Here is a 17877-nt window from a genome sequence, read left to right on the forward strand (position 1 = left end):
AAGAGGCGATCGGACGAGGCAGGCACGTTACCACCCCAAAGTGTATCCACTTTAAAGAAAAATACTTTGAAAAATCCCATTGATTCGCTTAATCTTGCCAAAGTGTCGACAGATAAATAAGGGCCACATAAATCAACATTGGAGACTGTCATGTATCTGGAGAAAGATGTCGCCATCGCAAGTACGGTCGAAGCGAGCGTATCCGCCCGACTCGATCGACTCCCGCCGACCCGCTACTTTCGTGGCCTGGTCGCGCGCATCGCCATCGGCGGCTGGTTTGAGTTTTACGAAATGTTCATGGCTGCCTATATTTCGCTCGGGCTCATCCACAGTGGCCTCTATCGCGCCACCACGGCGAGCATGTTCGACGTCAATGGCTTCGCGAGCTTCCTCGGATCGTTCTTCGCCGGCATGTTCGTCGGTACCGTCGCGCTAGGCGGATTCACGGACCGCTTCGGGCGCCGCGCGGTGTTTGCCGCGGCGATGGTGACCTACTCGATCGCCACCTTTGCGGCGGCTTTCCAGACGTCGGCGCTTGGCATGGATGCGTGGCGCTTCCTGGCGGGCGTCGGCATCGGCGTGCAGCTCATCACTGTCGACACTTACATTTCCGAGCTGACACCCAATCACACACGTGGTCGCTATTCGGCGTTCAGTATTCTCGTCATCCTAACGTCCGTGCCGACGGTAGCCGTGCTGTCGTATCTGCTCGTGCCGTACACGATCCTCGGTCTGGACGGCTGGCGGTGGGTGATGATCATCGGCTCGGCGGGCGCCGTCCTGATCTGGTTCATTCTGCGCAGACTGCCTGAATCGCCGCGCTGGCTGGAAAGCAAGGGCCGTCAAGCCGAAGCGCGCGCCATCGTCGACGAGATCGAGCGGCAGGTCATCGCGGAAACGGGGCAGCGGCTGGACGCCCCCGCTCTCGACGTGCCGCTCGCCTCCGAAGAAGGCACCGGCTCGTGGCTCGAAATGTGGAAAGGTCGCTATCTGCCGCGCACGATCATGCTCTCGTGCTTCAACTTCTTCCAGACATTCGGCGTGTACGGCTTCGGCGCGTGGGTGCCGGTGCTGTTGTTTACGAAGGGCATCACGCTCACACACTCGCTGCTCTACACCATGGTGATCGCCTTCGCCACACCGCTCGGCGCGATCGGGGCGATGTGTTTCGCCGAGCGCGTGCAGCGCAAATGGCAACTGGTGGGCTGCGCGGCCGTCGTCGCCGTGGCAGGCGTCCTGTTCGGCATGGCGCGCGGGCCCGGGCCGATCCTGATGTGCGGCGCGGCCGTGACGATCGCCAATAACTGGCTGATCGGGATCTTTCATACCTACCAAGCAGAGCTCTACCCGACCCGCATACGAGCGCGCGCGGTCGGTTTCGTATTTTGCTGGAGCCGGCTGAGTTCGATCTTTGTCGGGTTTTGGGTGGCGGCGCTCCTCAAGCATTCGGGCGTGCCTGCCGTGTTCGTGCTGATTTCGTCGGCCATGTTGGTCATCGTCGTGATGGTGAGCGCCCTCGGGCCGCGCACCAACGGCATCCGTTTAGAGGAGCTGTCTCAATGAGTTCGATTGCCGCCGCATTCGCGCATGGCTTGTATGCCCTCGCGCAGCGTCCGCTGTCCGCTACCGTCGCGCGCGAAGCGCAACGCTCGCTTATCAATGTGATCGGCACGGCGATCGGTGCGTCGGGCCATCCCGGCGTCGACGCGATTCTTGCCGCCGCTCGGGAACTCGGCGTCGCCGCGTGCGCGCCGGTGCCGGGCCGCAGCGAGCGCGTGGACGTGCATTTTTCCGCGCTGGCTACGGGCTTTGCCGGGCATCTGGACGATTTCGACGATACCCATCTGGCAACGGTCATCCACCCGGCCGCATCGATTCTGGCTGTCATCACCGCACTCGCGCCCGAGACGAAACCTACGGGGCGCACCGCCCTCACCGCATTCGCGCTCGGCTGTGAAGCGCAGTTGCGCGTGGGCGTATCGATCTCGCCGGAACATTACGACCGCGGCTGGCACATCACCGGCACTTGCGGCGTGATCGGCTGCGCGACGACCGCCGCGTTGCTGCTCGGACTCGACGAAACTCGGCTCGCGCAAGCGGTGGCGATTGCCGCTTCCATGTTCGTCGGCCAGCGCGAGGCATTCGGCACGATGACCAAGCCGTATCACGCGGGCAAGGCCGCGGCCAACGGCGTCGCCGCAGCCCGTCTCGCGCAGGCCGGCCTGCAGGCCAGCAGCGATATCTTCGAAGCACGCGGAGGATATGCGCATTCAATGTCGACGCGCGTTGACTTCGGGCAGATGAACGACGCGTTCGGTGAGCGCTGGGAGCTACGCTTCAACACGTACAAGCCCTACCCGTGCGGCATCGTCGCGCATCCGGCCATCGACGCCGGCCTTGCCATCGCACCACACGTGGCAGACGTCGGCGCTCTCGAGTCGATAGCACTGCGATGTCATCCGCTCGTCCCCGAACTGATGGGCAATCCGCAACCGAAGGATGGCCTGCAGGCTCGTTTCAGCGCGATTCACGGCGTGGCGGCGGCGCTGTGCGACAGGCGCGTGGGCCTCGCACAGTACGAAGATGCACGCGTCGTCAAGGACGACGTGCAGCGCATTCGCGCGCTGACGAGGCTCGTACCGGACCCGACGGTCAATCGCGACGAAGTGTTCATCCGCGCGACGCTCACGAACGGCGCGGTGCTCGAACATCATGTGGAACACGCGCGCGGCAGCCTCGCTCGTCCGCTCACCGACGAAGAACTGATGGAAAAAGTCCGCCTGTTGGTCGACCCCGTACTCGGCAAGGGCAGCGCGGCCAGCCTTGCCGCGACTGTCGAAGCGATCGACTCCGCACCGTCGCTCGACACGCTGTTTGCGCTGTGCGCGCCGAACAAGGAACTGAACCATGCATGAAACTGCTCAACATTCCACCGTCTCCGAAGCACTGACCACCTTGGCCTGCGGCCCGCTCGACGCGACGTCCGCCACTGCCGTCGACCACGCACGCGCGCGTCTCGCCGAGGCGCGCGCACACGTTGACGACGCCATCGCGGCCCCACTGGGGGCACTGCTGCAGTCGCAAGGCAGTTCCGCCAGCGATCTACGGGTACGCGCATGGACGATGGGCGCCGTGCTGGCGCAAGTCGACGCCACGCACAACGTGGCTGTGCTCGCCGCCGTCATGACCATCGGCGATGCACTCGACACACCCGAGCTCGAGATGGCGCAAGCCGCGGCCGTCGGCATCGAAGCCGCGGCTCGGCTGCTCGGCGCGGTGGACAGCGATGCGTTCCGCGCGCGCTGGAACGTGACATCGGCGATTGGTGTATTGGGTGCTGTACTCGCCGCGGCACGCCTGTACCGGCTCGACGAAACGTGCGCACGCCATGCGTTGGGCATCGCAGCCACCCAGGCCGCAGGCCTCGCTCATAACGTGACGCACGACATGGGCGCGCTCGAAACCGGCAAGGCCGTCGCAGACGCGATCGAGGCCGCACTGATCGCGAAGCACGGCTTCACGAGCGCTCCGGCGTCCATCGACGGACGGCGCGGTTTGGCTGCGCTGATGGCGTATCGCTTCGACGCGGCGTCCATCGTCGACATGATCGGTCGACGATGGGTATCGGCGCGCTAGATCGACATCTGGGCTTCGCTGTTCTGCACAGTGCCTGGGTTCTGGCAAACATCAACCTCGGATCGCCAGAACCCTTTTGCTGGCCAAGTCATCGGCCAGCCATTTTATTCGTCGAGCCGATCGCAACGGCTCGCCTCACGTGCAAGATCTCGTGCCTTCGTATCACTACCGCTGACGTATTGCATGCAGATTCCGGCGGCAAGCCGCCCTCGAGCTTGCGCTGTTGCACATCAAACACCGGGGGATCGAGTGCGATCCCGCCGACCTGGTTCGCAGCGGTCATGGCAGCAATGCGGATATCCGTCAGGGGCTCCGGGGAGGCCTCCAACGCAGAGGCGCCGGGTACGACATTGGATTAGCGTCGCTTCCTGAGACGGCAGTGCCCCCGAAAACGGGGGAAGCTGACAAATCACCCACCTGATGAGAAACAGCCGATCGGGTTCCTCAAAGGTTGCCGGCGCCTGGCGTCGGTTGATCGTCGGGGTAGAGGATTGCGTCGGCGATCCGGCCTGCCACCCCGTCGAGATCGGGGAACGGCACACCGCGGTTGATGCCAGCCGTCTAAAGCTGCGCGCGCATGGGACCGAACGCGTCGGGCGGGATCCGGATATAGCTCAAGCGCTTTTTGAAATGCGTGTTTGTGTCGAGAGAGACGTACTTCATCCCCGCAAACCGTCCTCAATCTTTCAAACACCAACACGGCGCCCGTGCCTGGCGCAGAAATACGTCGAAGTTCTGCACCGATACTGCTCAAGCCACCGGAAAAGAAGCCGACAACCATTAATAACCATCCGCTCTGCGTTCGTTGCGCGCCGCAAGACATTACGGTTCAAGTTCAGATTCTGCTCAGGGGGCATTTGTGAAGCTTACGAGTTCGATCGCATTCAAGTTCAGCGCTGTGGCCGGTGCTGCACTCGCGGTTGCGGTTCTCCTTCTAACCGCGGTCGGCGCGCGCAGTGTGCGACAGCAGGCCGTCGACCAGTTCGAGCGATCCAGCCATGAGCGCATTCTTCAGGCCGATGAATCGCTCGACACCAATTTTCGCGAGGTCGAGCAAAACATCAGCTACCTTGTACAGACAACGCAACTAAGAGCGGCTGATCAGAGCATCACCGACTATCTGACTCATGGTGGCCAGATGACGCCGGATGCTAACGGTGAAACTGAGAAAACTATTTTCACTCTGCTGAAGCAGTTTGGCGACAGTCACCCGAACATGCGATACCTCGATATAGGCACTCGCTGGGGTGGCTACGTCCAATGGCCCATCGAGAGCATGAATGGCGACCACTACGATCCTCGCGTGAGGCCGTGGTATCAGTTAGCGTTGACGGCGCCCGATCGCGTCGTGCGCCCTGCTCCATATCTGAGCGCGGCGGGTTCCGGCGGTGCGATCATTTCGTTTGCTCGAGTCGTGAAAGACAGCAAGGGAGAAATCCTCGGCGTGCTCGAGGGCGACATCTCGCTTGCCGACTTCGCTCGCCTCACCAGCGGTATCAAGTTTGGCGAGACAGGTTACCTGCTCGTCGCAGACAACAACGGAAAGATCCTGATCGACCCAAAGGCCAAGGAACACGAGTTCAAGGATCTGAAAAGCCTTGGCGGCGGCTACACGCAACTGGCCGCGTCGCCAGACGGGCTGACCACTGTACGGATGGACGGCGTTTCATACGAATCCTTCATCTATACGTCGCGAAGGAACGGCTGGAAATATTTCGCCTTGGTGCCTAGGCCGGAAATGATGGCGGCCTCCAACAGGCTGACTTTGACGCTCATCGCGACGGGCCTTTTCGTGCTGGCCGCAGGGCTTGGCATGACGATCCTGCTCGGGCGAAAGATGACAGGCCCAATCCGCAGCCTCGCTATTTCCATGCATGAGATTGCTGCCGGCGACGGTGATCTGACCCGGAGGCTGCCGCTCGATAGCAAAGACGAAGTTGGCCTTCTGGCGCGTCACTTCAATGCCTTTGTCGCGAAGCTCCACGGCGTCATGCAGAATGTCGCGAGCACCAGCGGCCACCTCGAGCTCGCGGCGGGGGAAGTATCGTCAGGGAATCTGGACCTGTCATCAAGGACCGAGCAGCAGGCGGCTTCGCTACAGCAGACGGCTGCGAGTATGGAGGAGCTTGCGAGAACCGTACGCGGCGCGGCCGAACAGGCAACGAGCGCCAATAGCGTGGCGAGCGGCGCAGTCGAGACAGCCCATCGCGGGAATGAAGCGGTTTTGAAGGCCGCGAACACGATGAACGTCGCGGTCGAGCAATCCAGCAAGATCGTAGGGATCGTCGGCATGATCGAAGGCATCGCATTCCAGACGAACATCCTCGCTTTGAACGCAGCGGTTGAATCAGCACGTGCGGGCGAAAGCGGACGCGGCTTTGCCGTCGTCGCCGCCGAGGTGCGAAACCTTGCCCAACGCTCAACGACCGCAGCCAAGGAGATCAAGGGCTTGCTGGAGTCATCTGTCGCGAATGTCGAGGCGGGTGCCGAACAGGTGAACCTCGCCGGAAAGACCATTGCCGAGTTGGCCACGGCCATTTCGCATGTCGCGACGATCACGGACAAGATTGCCACGTCGGCTCGCGAACAGAGTCGTTCGATCGATGAGGTGAATCAGGCGGTCGCCTTGATGGACCAATCGACCCAGCAGAATGCCGCACTTGTCGAAGAAATAGCCGCCGCTTCGGATTCGCTCAAGTCGCAGGGTCACGAACTCAATTCTACCGTTCGCTTTTTCAAGCTGTAGGGCTCGCAGCAGAGCCGCGCACCATCGTGAGCAAGACCTCCGGTTCCTTCCGGCTAGAGCATTTTCCGGGCGGCCGGTCATGTCGAATGAAACCGCCGCCTTACTTAAACGGTTGAAGCTCCACGGGATCGCGATTCCTGCCCTTCTCGGATTCGTCGCAGGCTCGCACGGCCGTTACCCCCTGACGACCCGTCTCGACCCGTAATAGGAGTTCCTCCCTCCTATTACGCCCGACGCGACTCTTCAAGGCGCGCAGCGCATCTTCCGCCGTGGACTTTCAATTGGTGTGACCGCCGCGTTGCGCGGCTCGTCGTGACGATGCTGTCCCGTTCGGCAACGCGCGCGGGCCCGCTGCGCGCCGTTCGTACGCTAGAAGCGATGTCGCAGCCCCGCCAGCACCGCGATCTGACTGCTGCGCCCCGCCCCCGCCGGGCCGAAGAAGTTGATCGCGACGGTGCTCGCATCGCCGGCCCGCCGCTGATAGACCATCGACATGTGCAGATCCGTGCGCTTCGACAGCAGATAGGTGACGCCCGCATCCACCTGATGCCATCTCGGCCGGTCGCCGGTCGCGAACGACGTCGCGCCGCTGCCGGCGTACCCGTGGCCATCCGTGAAGATGTAGCCGACGCCGCCGATCAGCGCCGGTGTGAAGTGGTAGCGCCCGTTGATCTCGTAGTTGTCGACGCGCAGGCTGTGGCCGCCGCGATAGTCGAGCCGCGTGTCGGTGACGACCACGTTCACCGCTGCCGCGCCGAACGAGTAGCCGCCGCCCAGTGCCGAGATGCGCTGACGCTCGACGAAACCCGCGTTATAGAAGATGCTGGTCGAGCCGCTGTACTCGTCGCCGATCGCGCCGTTCGGATTATTGCCCGACGCCGCGATCCCCGCCGACGGGTTGTTCAGTTGCAGGTAGCTCGCGACCACGTGCATCGGCCCGCGCACGTAGTCGAGCCCGAAGCCGTACGCGCGGTTGTTGGCGAAACCCTGGCCGACGCCGCCGCCCTGGTTGCTGAATGCATAGAGCGCGCCGAGCTTCAATCCCGCGAGCGGACTCACCTCGTATTTGACGCTGTTGTTCAGGCGAAACGTCTGGAAGCTGTCGTCCACGTCCCCGATGTGCGCGCCGTAGATGCTGCCGAACTGAAGCCACGCCATCAGCGGTGCGACGTAGTCGAACGTATAGTCGTACTGGCGGCCGAGCGTCAGCTTGCCATACTGCGTGCTCGACAGGCCGACGTACGCCTGCCGCCCGAACAGCCGGCCGCCCTGCGACGACGTGCCGTTCAATCCGCTGAAACCCGCTTCGAGCCGGAACACCGCGGACAGGCCGCCGCCGAGTTCCTCGCGTCCGAGGAAGCCGACGCGGTCGCCGCTGCCCCACCCGGTCGCCATCGACCAGCGCGACGCGCCCTGCGCTCTGATCGACGATGCGACCGTATTCGTCCACGCGATGCCCGTATCGATGATGCCGTACAGCGTGACCGAGCTTTGCGCGCGGACCGTGAGCGGCGCCGCGAGGACGCAAGCCACCGCAGCAGTGCAGACTGCCGTTTTCATTGTGCTTCTCCGGTTTCGATGCAATGAGGGGATGCGGATCAACGGCGGCGGAAACGAGCGTCGGGGCGCGAATGCGCCGCATGCATCGCTCTAGCGATCACGCTCGACCACGCGCCGCGCCCAGCCGGCGGGCCCGGCTGCCGTTCCTAGCGCTCCGCCGCGGGCAGCGGCGGTTCGGCGCCCGCGGGATCGCACTCCGCGAGCCCGTCGGCGTGCGTGTCGCCGGGCCGGTACATGCGACCGAGCACGAACATCAGCGCCGCGACGGCAACGACCGGCAGCGCCGCGACCTGGAACAGCTCGCGCACCGGCAGATGTCCGGCGAGCAGCATCCCGCCGATCATCGGGCCCGAGATCGAGCCGATCTTCGCCACGCCGATCGCGGTGCCGGTGCCTTTCGAGCGGAAGCTGGTGGGATAGACGATCGATGCGACGGCATTGAGACCAGCCTGCGTGCCGGCGACGCAAAAACCGACGCCGAACACGGCAGCCGTCAGCCAGGCCGTCTGGAGGTTCATGCCGAGCGCCGCGACGAGCGGAAAGCCGACGAGCGGCAAACAGGTGACGAGCCGCACGCCATGACGATCGATGAAGCGCATTAGCACGAGGCCGCCGAGCGTGCCGCCGATCGAGAACAGCGTCGTCATCAGCGCGGCGCGATGCGCGGCCACGCCGGTCGCCTCGATCAGCACCGGCAACCAGTTTTGCAGGAAGAACAGCGCCATCGAATTCGCGATGTACGCGAGCCACAGAGCGGTCGTCACGTAGCGCAAACGGCCGGCGAACAGCATGCGCGGCGAGAACTTCGCGACCCGGGGCTCGTCGGTCACGACGAAGCGCGCATCCGGCGGGAACGGGAGTTCGGGCCGCACGCGCGCGGCGGTCGCCGCGATACCGTCGCGGGGCCAACCCTTGAGCACCTGATAGCGCAGGGACTCCGGCATCACGAACGACAGCGCGGCGGCCACCACGAGCGGCGCGAGCCCGCCGACCACGAATACCGCGGGCCAGCCGAAGTGCGGCACGAGCCACACGGCGACGCCGCCGCCGAAGCCCGCCCCGAGCGTATAGCCGGTAAACATCAGCGTGACCCAGGTGGCTCGCAGCCGCTTCGGTGCGAATTCAGACACGAGCACGAACGCGTTCGGCACCGCGCCGCCGATGCCGATACCCGCGGCGAAGCGCAGCCACAGCAGGTGGTCGACCGTCGACGCCCAGGCGGTCGCGAGCGTGACGAGCCCGTACCAGCACGCACCGGACAGGATCGCGCGCTTGCGGCCGATCCGGTCGCCGATATAGCCGAACAGGATCGAGCCGATCATGATGCCGAAGATGTTCGCGCCGAACACCGGGCCGAGCACGCTGCGCTCGATGTGCCATGCGCGAATCAGCGAAGGTGCGGCGAACGCCAGCGCACTGAGCTCGTAGCCGTCGGTCAGCATCACGAGCCATGTCGACGCGATCAGCAGGATCGCGAAGCGACCGATCCTCTGTTCGTCGATCAGGCGCGACACGTCCACCGTGCGCGCATCGGGCAAGGGTTGAATCATCGTCTCCTCCTCAGGTGCCGCGTGAGCCCCGGCAGATCCCGGCGCGTCGCGCGTTCCGTCATGTCTCTGGCCGGCGCGGCAGTGGGTGCTGTTCGCGAGCGTGCTTGCGGCGCGCCCGATGCACCTCTTTGGTCTTGCCGTGCCGCCGGCGGGTGTTGCGTCAGTCCTGCAGATGCGGTGGATCGATTCGATCGACGTTGTCGGCGAGCCGCTCGCGCAGCAGGCCGCGATCGATGTCGTGGACGCTGCCGCCATCCGCGAGATCGAACGCGTGCGCCGCAGCCGCGCCCATCGCGATGCACGGCCCCATCACCCGCACGCTCGACAGCGCGGTCGCGTCCGCGTCGATGCAGCGGCCGACCGCGATCAGGTTGTCCGCGTCCTTCACGACGAGGCTGCCGAACGGCACGGTATGCAGATGGTCGTCGCCGAACGGCTTCCATTCATAGCCGTCGTCGCGATCGTGCAATTCGATCGGCCACGACGTGCGGGCGACCGCGTCCGGAAACTTCCTGGCGGCGATCACGTCTTCCGAGCGCAACTGCTGGGCCCCGACGATCCAGCGCGTCTGCCGGATGCCGGGCAGCCCGTAGCTGCGGATGTGCGCGTTGCGATAAATGTGCGGATACTCGGCGCGCAGGAACTCGAACGCGCGGTCCGCCTGTTCGCGGCCGGCGAGCGCGGTGCGCGACGCCGCCATCGGTTCGAGCGGCGTCTCGATGTGCGTCATGTTGGCAATGCCGATGTTGCGGCCGCGGAAATAGAACACGAGGCCGTCCTTGCGCTCCAGCCCATACGCGTGCGCCTTTTCCTCGACGCGCTCGCGAAACGCGGGCGGCGTCGGCAGGTCGGTCTCGTCGAGGTTCTCGAGCACGATCATCTGCGTGCCGCGAATCGGCGTTTCGGGCTCCTGGCAGTCGAACCCGGCCAGCCACGTGAGCGCGGCATCGCCGCTCGCGTCGACGAAGCCGTCGGCCGCGACGCGCACGTCGCCGTAGCGCGTCGCGACGTCGAGCTCGCGCACGCGCCGTCCTTCGCGCACCACGTCGCGCAACACGGCCCCGAGCACGACGGTGATGCCTGCGTCGAGAATCTTCTGCTCGATCCAGCGCGCGAGCGCGACTTCGTCGTACAGCACGACGGTCGTCAGCGGCCCTTCCTTGTAGTGCAGCGCGCCTTTCTCGCCGAGATCGCGCAGGATGCCGTCCGCGATCCCGTGCGTCACCTGGAAGCGCTTCGGCCCGTTCGAGAACAGCCCGCAGAACGTGCCGATGATCGAGTTGACGGCCTGGCCGCCGAGCGCGGGCAGGCTGTCCACCAGCACGACCTTGCGGCCCAGCGCGGCCGCTTCGAGCGCAGCCGAGGTGCCGGCGATGCCCGCGCCGACGATGCACACGTCGGCGTCGAGTGTCCAGCCCGTCGGCCGGCCGTCGCGGCGGACGATACGAGTACCAGTCTTCAAAACATGTTCTCCTTGAAACCTTGAAAAGCCATGGCGGCGGCGCGGCCGAGGCCGCGCGCCGGAATCAGGTGCGGCTGCGCTTGAGCACTTCGACGACGCCGCGCTCGGCATCGACGCGAACCCAGTCGCCCGTTTCGATCACGTCGAGCGGATCGACGTCGAAACCGGTCAGCGACGGCGCGTGGCTCACCACCGCGCCGAGCGCGATCTTGGTCGTCATTTCGTTGAACAGCATCGCGGCCGGCGCGGTGCCGGCGATCCGCGCGATATGGAACTGGCTGGACCATCCCGACGAACCCTTCGCACCGGGAAACACCAGCACCTTGTTCGCGAAGCTCTGGCCGCGCAGTTCGTGACGCGTCTCGATGATCGTGCCGGTGCGCGGATCGATGCCGCCCCAGCCGGAGATGCGATCGCGCGTGACGAGCGCCTCGCCCTCGACACAGCCGCCGACCACCTTGCGCCCGCGCAGCACGATCGGCGTGCCGGCGTTGCCCGTCATGTCGCGATTCGTGCTCATGCGGCCAGCCCTCCGCGCCAGCGGCCGCTCACCGCCGCCTCGATACAGTCGGCCGTGGTGCCGAACCACGCCTGCACGCCCATGATCGCCGGCAGGTAGTGCGCCTGCTTCGCCGAGTCGAGCGCGACGACGCGCGTACCCTTGGGCATCACGCGGCCGATCGCCGAGCACGTGTCGGTCATCAGCACGCCGCCCGCGTCCTCGATCAGCTTCGTATAGCCGGCCTGGTCCGCGAGCTGGCGGGTCGCGCGCGCGGTGAAGATCCACAGTTCGGTATTCGCGCCGATCCGGCGGCCTTCGAGCAACTGGCAGACCTCCCAGATCTGTTCGATCGAATAGTGCGGACAGCCGAGCATCACGAAGTCGACCTGGGCATCTTTCGCGGTGGTGTTGACGCGCTCGTACGCGATGCGCCGCTCGGCCGCGCCGTAGCGGATCGTCTCGAGCGGCTTGCGGCCGCGAAACGCTTCGTCGCGCGTGCGCGCTTCCGGCGTCTGGCCGACGACGTGGTACATCTCGACGCCGCCCGACGAAGCCGCGGCCGCGCCGAAGTGCTTGAGCTTCGGCAGGTTCGGCACGTCGCGCAGCCCGTCGATCACCGGAATGCGGTCCTGCACGACTTCGCCGACGTAGTAGCCGAGCAGCCCCCAGTCCTGCACCGTCTTGACCTCGACGTCGAGTTCGATCAGATGCGTGCCGCCGCGGTTTTCATCGAGGTGCAGGCCCCAGTACGGAATCTTGCCGGTCAGCATCGCGGCGCCGGTGCTCTCGCGCCCTTCGGCATTGGTGCGCGCGCCGAGCACCGCGTTGATGTAGATGACCGCCGACGACTCCATCCACGCGCAATGCTCGCCGCGCGCCGGCACGTTGCCGATCAGGTACGGCGCACAGGTATTGAGCGGCTGAATGCCGAGCCGTCCCGTGAACGCCTCGCCCTGGCGGTACAGCTTCACGATCTCGCCGTCGACGCCCTGGCGCTGCGCATGCTGCGGGTCGAGCCCCTGCTGCAGATGGCTGCTGAAGACCTTCGCCTTCGGCACCTCGACCACCTCGGGGCTGTCGAGATTGAATTCGGAAAACACCGCGTCGAGGCCGCCGTGCTTCGCCGCGTAATCGCGCAGGAACGGCATCGTCGCGCCGACCGTGCCGCACACGTTGTTCGTATCCACCAGGCGGGACGCGCCGAGCGCTTCGCCGTAGCGCACCAGCAGATCCATCGCGCGCTGCACGGCCGCACCGTCGCGGCCGTCGAGCATTGCCCGTTCGTCGTCGTTCAACTGCATTTAGCGTGCTCCCAGTGCAGGTTGGAGTGGCTCGGCCGGCGCCGCCGCGTGCCGGTCGACGTCGACCGTCGTCGCACGCCGCAGCTCGCGGCGTACCGACAGATCGTGACGACGGCCACGGTGCAGCGTGCAGCGGTTGTCCCAGATCACGAGGTCGCCGGGCAGCCAGCGATGCGAATACACGAAGCGACGCGCGGTCGCATGCTCGAGCAGCTCCATCAGTTGCACGCGGCCTTCGGCCAGCGTGCGGCCGACGACATGCGTCGCGTGCGCGCCGATGAACAGATGCCGGCGCCCCGACCCGGCGTGCTCGCGCACGAGCGGCCAGCGCACCGGTGGCAGCGCGTTGCGCTGCTCGTCGCTGTAGTCGGTGTCGCCGAGCAGGAAGCGCGAGTGCAGCGCGTAGTGCTCCGCTTCGAGCCCTTCGAGTTCGCGCCGATCGCGAGGATCGAGCGCATCCCACGCGGCCCGCATGTCCGCGAACTCGGTCTCGCCGCCCCACTCCGGCACGATCACCGCATGCAGCATCGAATAGCGCGCCGCCGGCTGCTGGAACGAACTGTCGCTGTGCCACAGCCGGTTCGCGAGATTGCCGACGATGCGCCGGTGCGCGCGGTCCGCGATCTGTCCGGACTCGTCCACGTTCGAGATGTCCGCGAGTTCCTGGAAGGCGAGCCGCGCATGCGGACGCGCCACGCGCTTGAAACCGAGATCGAGCGGCCCGAGCGCGCGCGCGAACGCGAGCTGCTGGTCCTGCGTGAGCGGCTGGCCGCGGAACACCAGCACCGCGTAGCGGTTCATCGCGGCGTCGATCGCGCACGCGAGCGGTTCGGAAACGGGCGCCGTCAGATCGATGCCGCTGGCAAGGCCGACGAAATCCGGGCGCGCGGCGTCAATGGGAACGACTTCAAGCGACATGGGCGGCTCCTGTTTGAGCGTTGTCCGGCGCGGCATCGTCGCCGCGGCGATGCAGGCGGCCGAGCGCGAACGCGAGCAGCGCGACGAAGGCGACCGGTACCGCGCCGAGAAAGAACATCCGTTCGACCGGCAGATGCGCGGCCATCAGCATCCCGCCGATCACCGGCCCGGCGATCGCGCCGATCTTCTGGATACCGACCGCCGCCCCCGTGCCTTTCGCGCGCAGCGCGGTTGGATAGACGAGTGCCGCGACCGCGTTCAGGCCGAACTGCGTGCCGACCACCGTGAAGCCGGTCAGGAACACCGCCGCGACCAGCATCGGCGCGGGCAGTCCAGTGCCGAGCAGCGCGACGAGGGGCGTGCCGACGAGCGGCAGCACGGTGATGATGATGGCGCCGCGCGTGTCGACGAAGCGCATCAGCGCGAGCCCGCCCAGCGTGCCGCCGACCTGGAACATCGTCGAGACGAGCGCCGCGTCGCGCGGTGCGAGACCGACGCTTTCGATCAGCGCCGGCAGCCAGCTGCTGAGAAAGAACAGCGCCATCGAGTTCGCGATGTAGACGGCCCACAGCACCGGCGTCAGCGCGCGCAGCCGGCCCGCGAACAGCAGCCGCAGCGAGCCGTCGCGGCGGCGCTCGTGTGCGAGGTTCTGCGAAGCGCTGCCGATAACGAAGCGGGTATGCGGCGCGACAACGACGCCCGGCGCGATCCGCGCGACGATTCGTGCGACTTCGGCGTGACGGCCCTTGAGCGTCAGGAAGCGGATCGACTCCGGCACCGCAAACCACAACATCGCGCTCGACACGAGCGGCGCGATGCCGCCGATCACGAACACCACCTGCCAGCCGAACTTCGGCACAAGCCACGCCGACACGAGGCCGCCCGCGCTGCTGCCGATCGTATAGCCCGAGTACATCAGCGTGACCCACGTCGCGCGCCAGCGTTTCGGCGCGAACTCCGTCGTGTAGGCGATCGCGTTCGGCACCACGCCGCCGATGCCGATGCCCGCCAGAAAGCGCAGTACCAGCAGCTGTTCGAGGCCGGTTGCGCGCGACGCGGCGAACGTGAAGCCCGCGAGCACGACGCTGCCGATCACGATCATGCGTTTGCGGCCGATCACGTCGCCCAGATAGCCGAGCACGAACGCGCCGATCATCGTGCCGAACACGAATGCGCCGAACACCGGGCCGAGCACGCCGTGTTCGAGGTGCCACGCGCGGCTGAGCGCCGGGGCCGCGAACGCCATCGCGGCGAGGTCGTAGCCCTCGGTCATCATCATCACGCCCATCGCGACGATCAGCAGCACACCGAAGCGGGTGGTCTGCCGCCGCTCGATCACGGTGCCGATGTCGATTGCGGTTTCGTCGCCCATCTCAACGCTCCCGCGCCGGCCGCTCGGCGCCGAGCACCGCGCCTTGCGGCATCGTGCCGACCGTCGCGCGGTAGATTTTCAGCCAGCCGGTATCGTTGACCGGCGCCGGACGCTGCCACGCGGCGCGGCGGCGCACCAGCTCGGCTTCGTCGACCTTCAGATCGCAGACGCGCCGGTCCAGATCGATTTCGATCGTATCGCCGTCCTCGACGAACGCGAGCGGGCCGCCGGTCGCGGCTTCCGGCGAGACTTCCGCGACCACCAGCCCCTTGCAGACGAGCCCCGACAGATGCCCGTCGGTGAGCATCGCGACCTGCTCGGACAAGCCCGCACCGTCGATCGCGAACACCACGCGCGACGCCCCACCGCCCATCGCGGGGCCGCCGCACACGCCCGCGCCGCGCATCACGACGACCTTGCCCGGTTGTACGCGGCCGTCCTTGATCGCGGCGATCGCCTCGTCGGAGGTCGAGAAGCAGATCGCATCGCCGCTGAACGCACGCTGCTTGGTCGGCGAGATGCCGAATTTGACGATGCCGGCCTGCGGGGCGAGGTTGCCGCGCACCAGCACGATGGCCGGATGGTTCGCGAACGCGCGCTGCGGCGGGCGAATCACGTCGTCGTCGGCGACGCTCGCATCGGCCAGGTTGTCCTTCACCGTGCGCCCGGTCACCGTCAGCGCACCGGTGTCGAGCCAGGCTTCGAGCCGCTTCATCACGCCGCGGCCGCCGCCCGCCGCCTCCAGTTGCTCGATCGTGTGCGAACCGACCGGACGCACGCCGGTCAGCACCGGGATCTGCGCGGCGAATGCTTCGAACAGCGCGTACACGTCGACGTCGAGCCGGCCTTCGGCCGCGATCGCCTGCAAGTGCTTGACCGTATTGATCGAGCCGCCGACCGCGAGCACCGTCTTCACCGCATTCTCGAACGCGCCGCGCGTGAGGATGTCGCGCGGCTTCAGGTCGTCGCGCACCATCTCGACGATGCGCGCGCCGGCTTCGCGCACGAACGCGAACATCCTGTCGCTGTTGGCGGCGACCGGCGTGCTGCCGGGCAACGACATGCCGAGCGCCTCGCTGACCATGTGCATCGAGTTCGCGGTGCCGAGACCCGAGCACACACCCGGGCCGCGAATCGCGTTCTGGCTCATGCCGATCAGGTCCTCGACGGGCAGTGTGCCGGTCAGTGCATGCATCGCGCCGACGAACACGTCTTCGATGTCCACGTGCTCGCCGCGATATTCGCCGCTCGGCTGATAACCGCACGCGACGACGATGCTCGGGATATTCAGTCGCGCGGCGGCCATCAGCTGGCCCGGCACGGTCTTGTCGCACGACGCGAGGCACACCATGCCGTCGAGCTGCGCGCCCTCGACGGCCACTTCGATGTCGTTCGTGACGAGGTCGCGCGCGGCCAGCATGTAGGCGCCGCGCGCGCCTGCTCCGGTGATGAAGTCGCTCGGCGCCGCGGTGCGGATCTCGAACGGCAGCGCGCCCGCGGCGCGGATCGCTTGTTTCAGTTGCGCGGCGATGCCGTCGAGATGGCTGAAGCAGGTGGCGAGTTCGGACGAGGAATTGACGATGGCGATCTTCGGCTTGTCGAGGTCTTCCTCGCGGATGCCGAGATTGCGCCACTGAGCGGCGCGCACCGCGCCGAGGTACGAACCGCGCGGAAAATTGCTGCGCAACGGGCGTTGCGGCTTGCGTCCATCGGACATGGTGTCTCACTCCTTTGTTGTGGAAACGATGGTAGGAAGCCCGATAAAATCCGTCAATTATGTGAAATCGATAGGTATCATCCAAACCATGGATATTCGTCAGGTCGATCTGAATCTGTTGAAAGTGTTCGATGCGCTGCTGAAAAAGCGCCATGTGACGCAGGCAGGCGTCAGCATCGGGCTCAGCCAGCCGGCGATGAGCTACGCATTGTCGAAACTGCGCGAACTGTTCGAGGACCCGCTGTTCGTGCGCACGGGCCGCGGCATGGAGCCGACCCCGCGCGCGCAGGCCCTCGGCGAGCCGGTAGCGCGGCTACTGGATCTCGTGCAGACCGAAATCCTGCCGATGCCCGAGTTCCGCCCGGCCGAGTCGTCGCGCAACTTCGTGCTGTGCATGTCGGACATCGGCGAAATGGTGTTCCTGCCCCGCCTGGAGAGCTTTCTCGACAAGGCCGCACCGCACGTGAACATCAAGACGGTCGCGCTCGGCATGCTGGAACTGGAGGAGGGGCTGGCAAGCGGCGACGTCGACCTCGCGATCGGCTACTTTCCGGGGTTGAACAGCGAATCGCTGAAGCGCAAGGCGCTGTACCGGCATTCGTACGTGTGTATCGCCCGCGAAGGTCATTCGGAAATCGGGGACACGCTGTCGCTCGATCAGTACCGTGCCGCCGCCCATGTGATGGTGCATCCCGAAGGCCGCGAGCAGGACGTGCTGGCACGCACGCACGAGCGTCTAGGGATTCGCGTCAACGTACGCTTCAGTACGCCGCGCTTTATCGGCGTGCCGTTCGTCGTCGCCGGGTCGGACATGATCGCGGCGGTGCCTCAGGCCGTCGGGCGGCGCTTCGCGGAGCTCGTGAACGTCAAGCTGCTGCCGCTGCCCTTCCCCGCGCCCACGTACGAGCTTTATCTGCACTGGCATCCGCGTTTTCATCACGAGCCGGCCAACCGCTGGATCCGCGACGCGATGAGCGAACTCGTCAAGGGGCCGATGCAGCACGAGCCGTTGCCGAATACAAAGCGGATGCGTTTGACGGGAGCCTAGGACATCAGATCGCAAGCACCCGTGGTGAAATATCCTTGGGAAGGATCGATCTGCTTCCGTAGACA

The 17877-nt window shown here is 65.8% G+C and carries 13 protein-coding genes; 5 read left to right on the forward strand and 8 right to left on the reverse strand.

Annotated features, from left to right (window positions below; genetic code table 11):
* Window positions 1-150 precede the first annotated feature (150 nt).
* The 4 genes from QZM72_RS13840 to QZM72_RS13855 all read left to right on the forward strand — a co-directional run bounded on the left by QZM72_RS13840 (window position 151) and on the right by QZM72_RS13855 (window position 6382).
* Complete coding sequence (locus QZM72_RS13840; protein ID WP_301738388.1) at window positions 151-1563, forward strand: MFS transporter; 1413 nt, start codon at window positions 151-153, stop codon at window positions 1561-1563.
* Window positions 1560-2915, forward strand: a complete 1356-nt coding sequence (locus tag QZM72_RS13845) for an MmgE/PrpD family protein (protein ID WP_301738445.1) — start codon at window positions 1560-1562, stop codon at window positions 2913-2915. The genes QZM72_RS13840 and QZM72_RS13845 overlap by 4 nt, the downstream gene beginning before the upstream one ends.
* On the forward strand, window positions 2908-3636 hold the full coding sequence (locus QZM72_RS13850) for an MmgE/PrpD family protein (protein WP_301738389.1): 729 nt from the start codon (window positions 2908-2910) through the stop codon (window positions 3634-3636). The genes QZM72_RS13845 and QZM72_RS13850 overlap by 8 nt, the downstream gene beginning before the upstream one ends.
* A gap of 859 nt (window positions 3637-4495) precedes the next feature.
* Window positions 4496-6382 carry a methyl-accepting chemotaxis protein gene (locus QZM72_RS13855; RefSeq protein ID WP_089470058.1) on the forward strand — a complete coding sequence of 629 codons (1887 nt, stop codon included), beginning with the start codon at window positions 4496-4498 and terminating at the stop codon, window positions 6380-6382.
* A gap of 369 nt (window positions 6383-6751) precedes the next feature.
* On the opposite strand, the gene QZM72_RS13860 is transcribed toward QZM72_RS13855, so the two are convergent.
* From QZM72_RS13860 to QZM72_RS13895, 8 genes are all read right to left on the reverse strand, one after another.
* A complete protein-coding gene (locus QZM72_RS13860) occupies window positions 6752-7942 on the reverse strand; it encodes a porin (protein WP_301738390.1) in 1191 nt (396 codons plus the stop codon).
* Between the two features lie 146 nt (window positions 7943-8088).
* A complete protein-coding gene (locus tag QZM72_RS13865) occupies window positions 8089-9492 on the reverse strand; it encodes an MFS transporter (RefSeq protein ID WP_301738391.1) in 1404 nt (467 codons plus the stop codon).
* A gap of 160 nt (window positions 9493-9652) precedes the next feature.
* The gene (locus QZM72_RS13870; protein WP_089470061.1) at window positions 9653-10954 is read right to left on the reverse strand and encodes an FAD-dependent oxidoreductase; all 1302 of its coding nucleotides are present in this window, start codon (window positions 10952-10954) and stop codon (window positions 9653-9655) included.
* Between the two features lie 64 nt (window positions 10955-11018).
* Window positions 11019-11474 (reverse strand): DUF126 domain-containing protein, encoded by a 456-nt coding sequence (locus QZM72_RS13875; protein ID WP_089470062.1) that lies wholly within the window; start codon window positions 11472-11474, stop codon window positions 11019-11021.
* Complete coding sequence (locus QZM72_RS13880; RefSeq protein WP_301738392.1) at window positions 11471-12757, reverse strand: aconitase X catalytic domain-containing protein; 1287 nt, start codon at window positions 12755-12757, stop codon at window positions 11471-11473. Before QZM72_RS13880 ends, QZM72_RS13875 begins: the two co-directional genes overlap by 4 nt.
* Window positions 12758-13675, reverse strand: coding sequence for a TauD/TfdA family dioxygenase (locus QZM72_RS13885; RefSeq protein WP_089470064.1), 918 nt, complete (start codon window positions 13673-13675; stop codon window positions 12758-12760).
* A complete protein-coding gene (locus QZM72_RS13890) occupies window positions 13665-15047 on the reverse strand; it encodes an MFS transporter (RefSeq protein ID WP_089470065.1) in 1383 nt (460 codons plus the stop codon). Before QZM72_RS13890 ends, QZM72_RS13885 begins: the two co-directional genes overlap by 11 nt.
* A 1-nt stretch (window position 15048) precedes the next feature.
* Window positions 15049-16764 carry a dihydroxy-acid dehydratase gene (locus QZM72_RS13895; RefSeq protein WP_089470066.1) on the reverse strand — a complete coding sequence of 572 codons (1716 nt, stop codon included), beginning with the start codon at window positions 16762-16764 and terminating at the stop codon, window positions 15049-15051.
* On the opposite strand from QZM72_RS13895, the gene QZM72_RS13900 reads away from it, so the two are divergent.
* Window positions 16748-17812, forward strand: a complete 1065-nt coding sequence (locus QZM72_RS13900) for a LysR family transcriptional regulator (RefSeq protein ID WP_256979752.1) — start codon at window positions 16748-16750, stop codon at window positions 17810-17812. The genes QZM72_RS13895 and QZM72_RS13900 overlap by 17 nt on opposite strands.
* The last annotated feature ends 65 nt before the right edge of the window (window positions 17813-17877 follow it).

The sequence above is a fragment of the Burkholderia sp. AU45388 genome (genome assembly GCF_030481585.1).
Taxonomy (GTDB): Bacteria; Pseudomonadota; Gammaproteobacteria; order Burkholderiales; family Burkholderiaceae; genus Burkholderia; species Burkholderia sola.

Bases quoted from the DNA above. Each gene is read 5' to 3' on its own strand.
- QZM72_RS13840 (WP_301738388.1), top strand. From the start codon at position 151: ATGTATCTGGAGAAAGATGTCGCCATCGCAAGTACGGTCGAAGCGAGC.
- QZM72_RS13845 (WP_301738445.1), top strand. From the start codon at position 1,560: ATGAGTTCGATTGCCGCCGCATTCGCGCATGGCTTGTATGCCCTCGCG.
- QZM72_RS13850 (WP_301738389.1), top strand. From the start codon at position 2,908: ATGCATGAAACTGCTCAACATTCCACCGTCTCCGAAGCACTGACCACC.
- QZM72_RS13860 (WP_301738390.1), bottom strand. From the start codon at position 7,942: ATGAAAACGGCAGTCTGCACTGCTGCGGTGGCTTGCGTCCTCGCGGCG.
- QZM72_RS13865 (WP_301738391.1), bottom strand. From the start codon at position 9,492: ATGATTCAACCCTTGCCCGATGCGCGCACGGTGGACGTGTCGCGCCTG.
- QZM72_RS13875 (WP_089470062.1), bottom strand. From the start codon at position 11,474: ATGAGCACGAATCGCGACATGACGGGCAACGCCGGCACGCCGATCGTG.
- QZM72_RS13880 (WP_301738392.1), bottom strand. From the start codon at position 12,757: ATGCAGTTGAACGACGACGAACGGGCAATGCTCGACGGCCGCGACGGT.
- QZM72_RS13885 (WP_089470064.1), bottom strand. From the start codon at position 13,675: ATGTCGCTTGAAGTCGTTCCCATTGACGCCGCGCGCCCGGATTTCGTC.
- QZM72_RS13890 (WP_089470065.1), bottom strand. From the start codon at position 15,047: ATGGGCGACGAAACCGCAATCGACATCGGCACCGTGATCGAGCGGCGG.
- QZM72_RS13895 (WP_089470066.1), bottom strand. From the start codon at position 16,764: ATGTCCGATGGACGCAAGCCGCAACGCCCGTTGCGCAGCAATTTTCCG.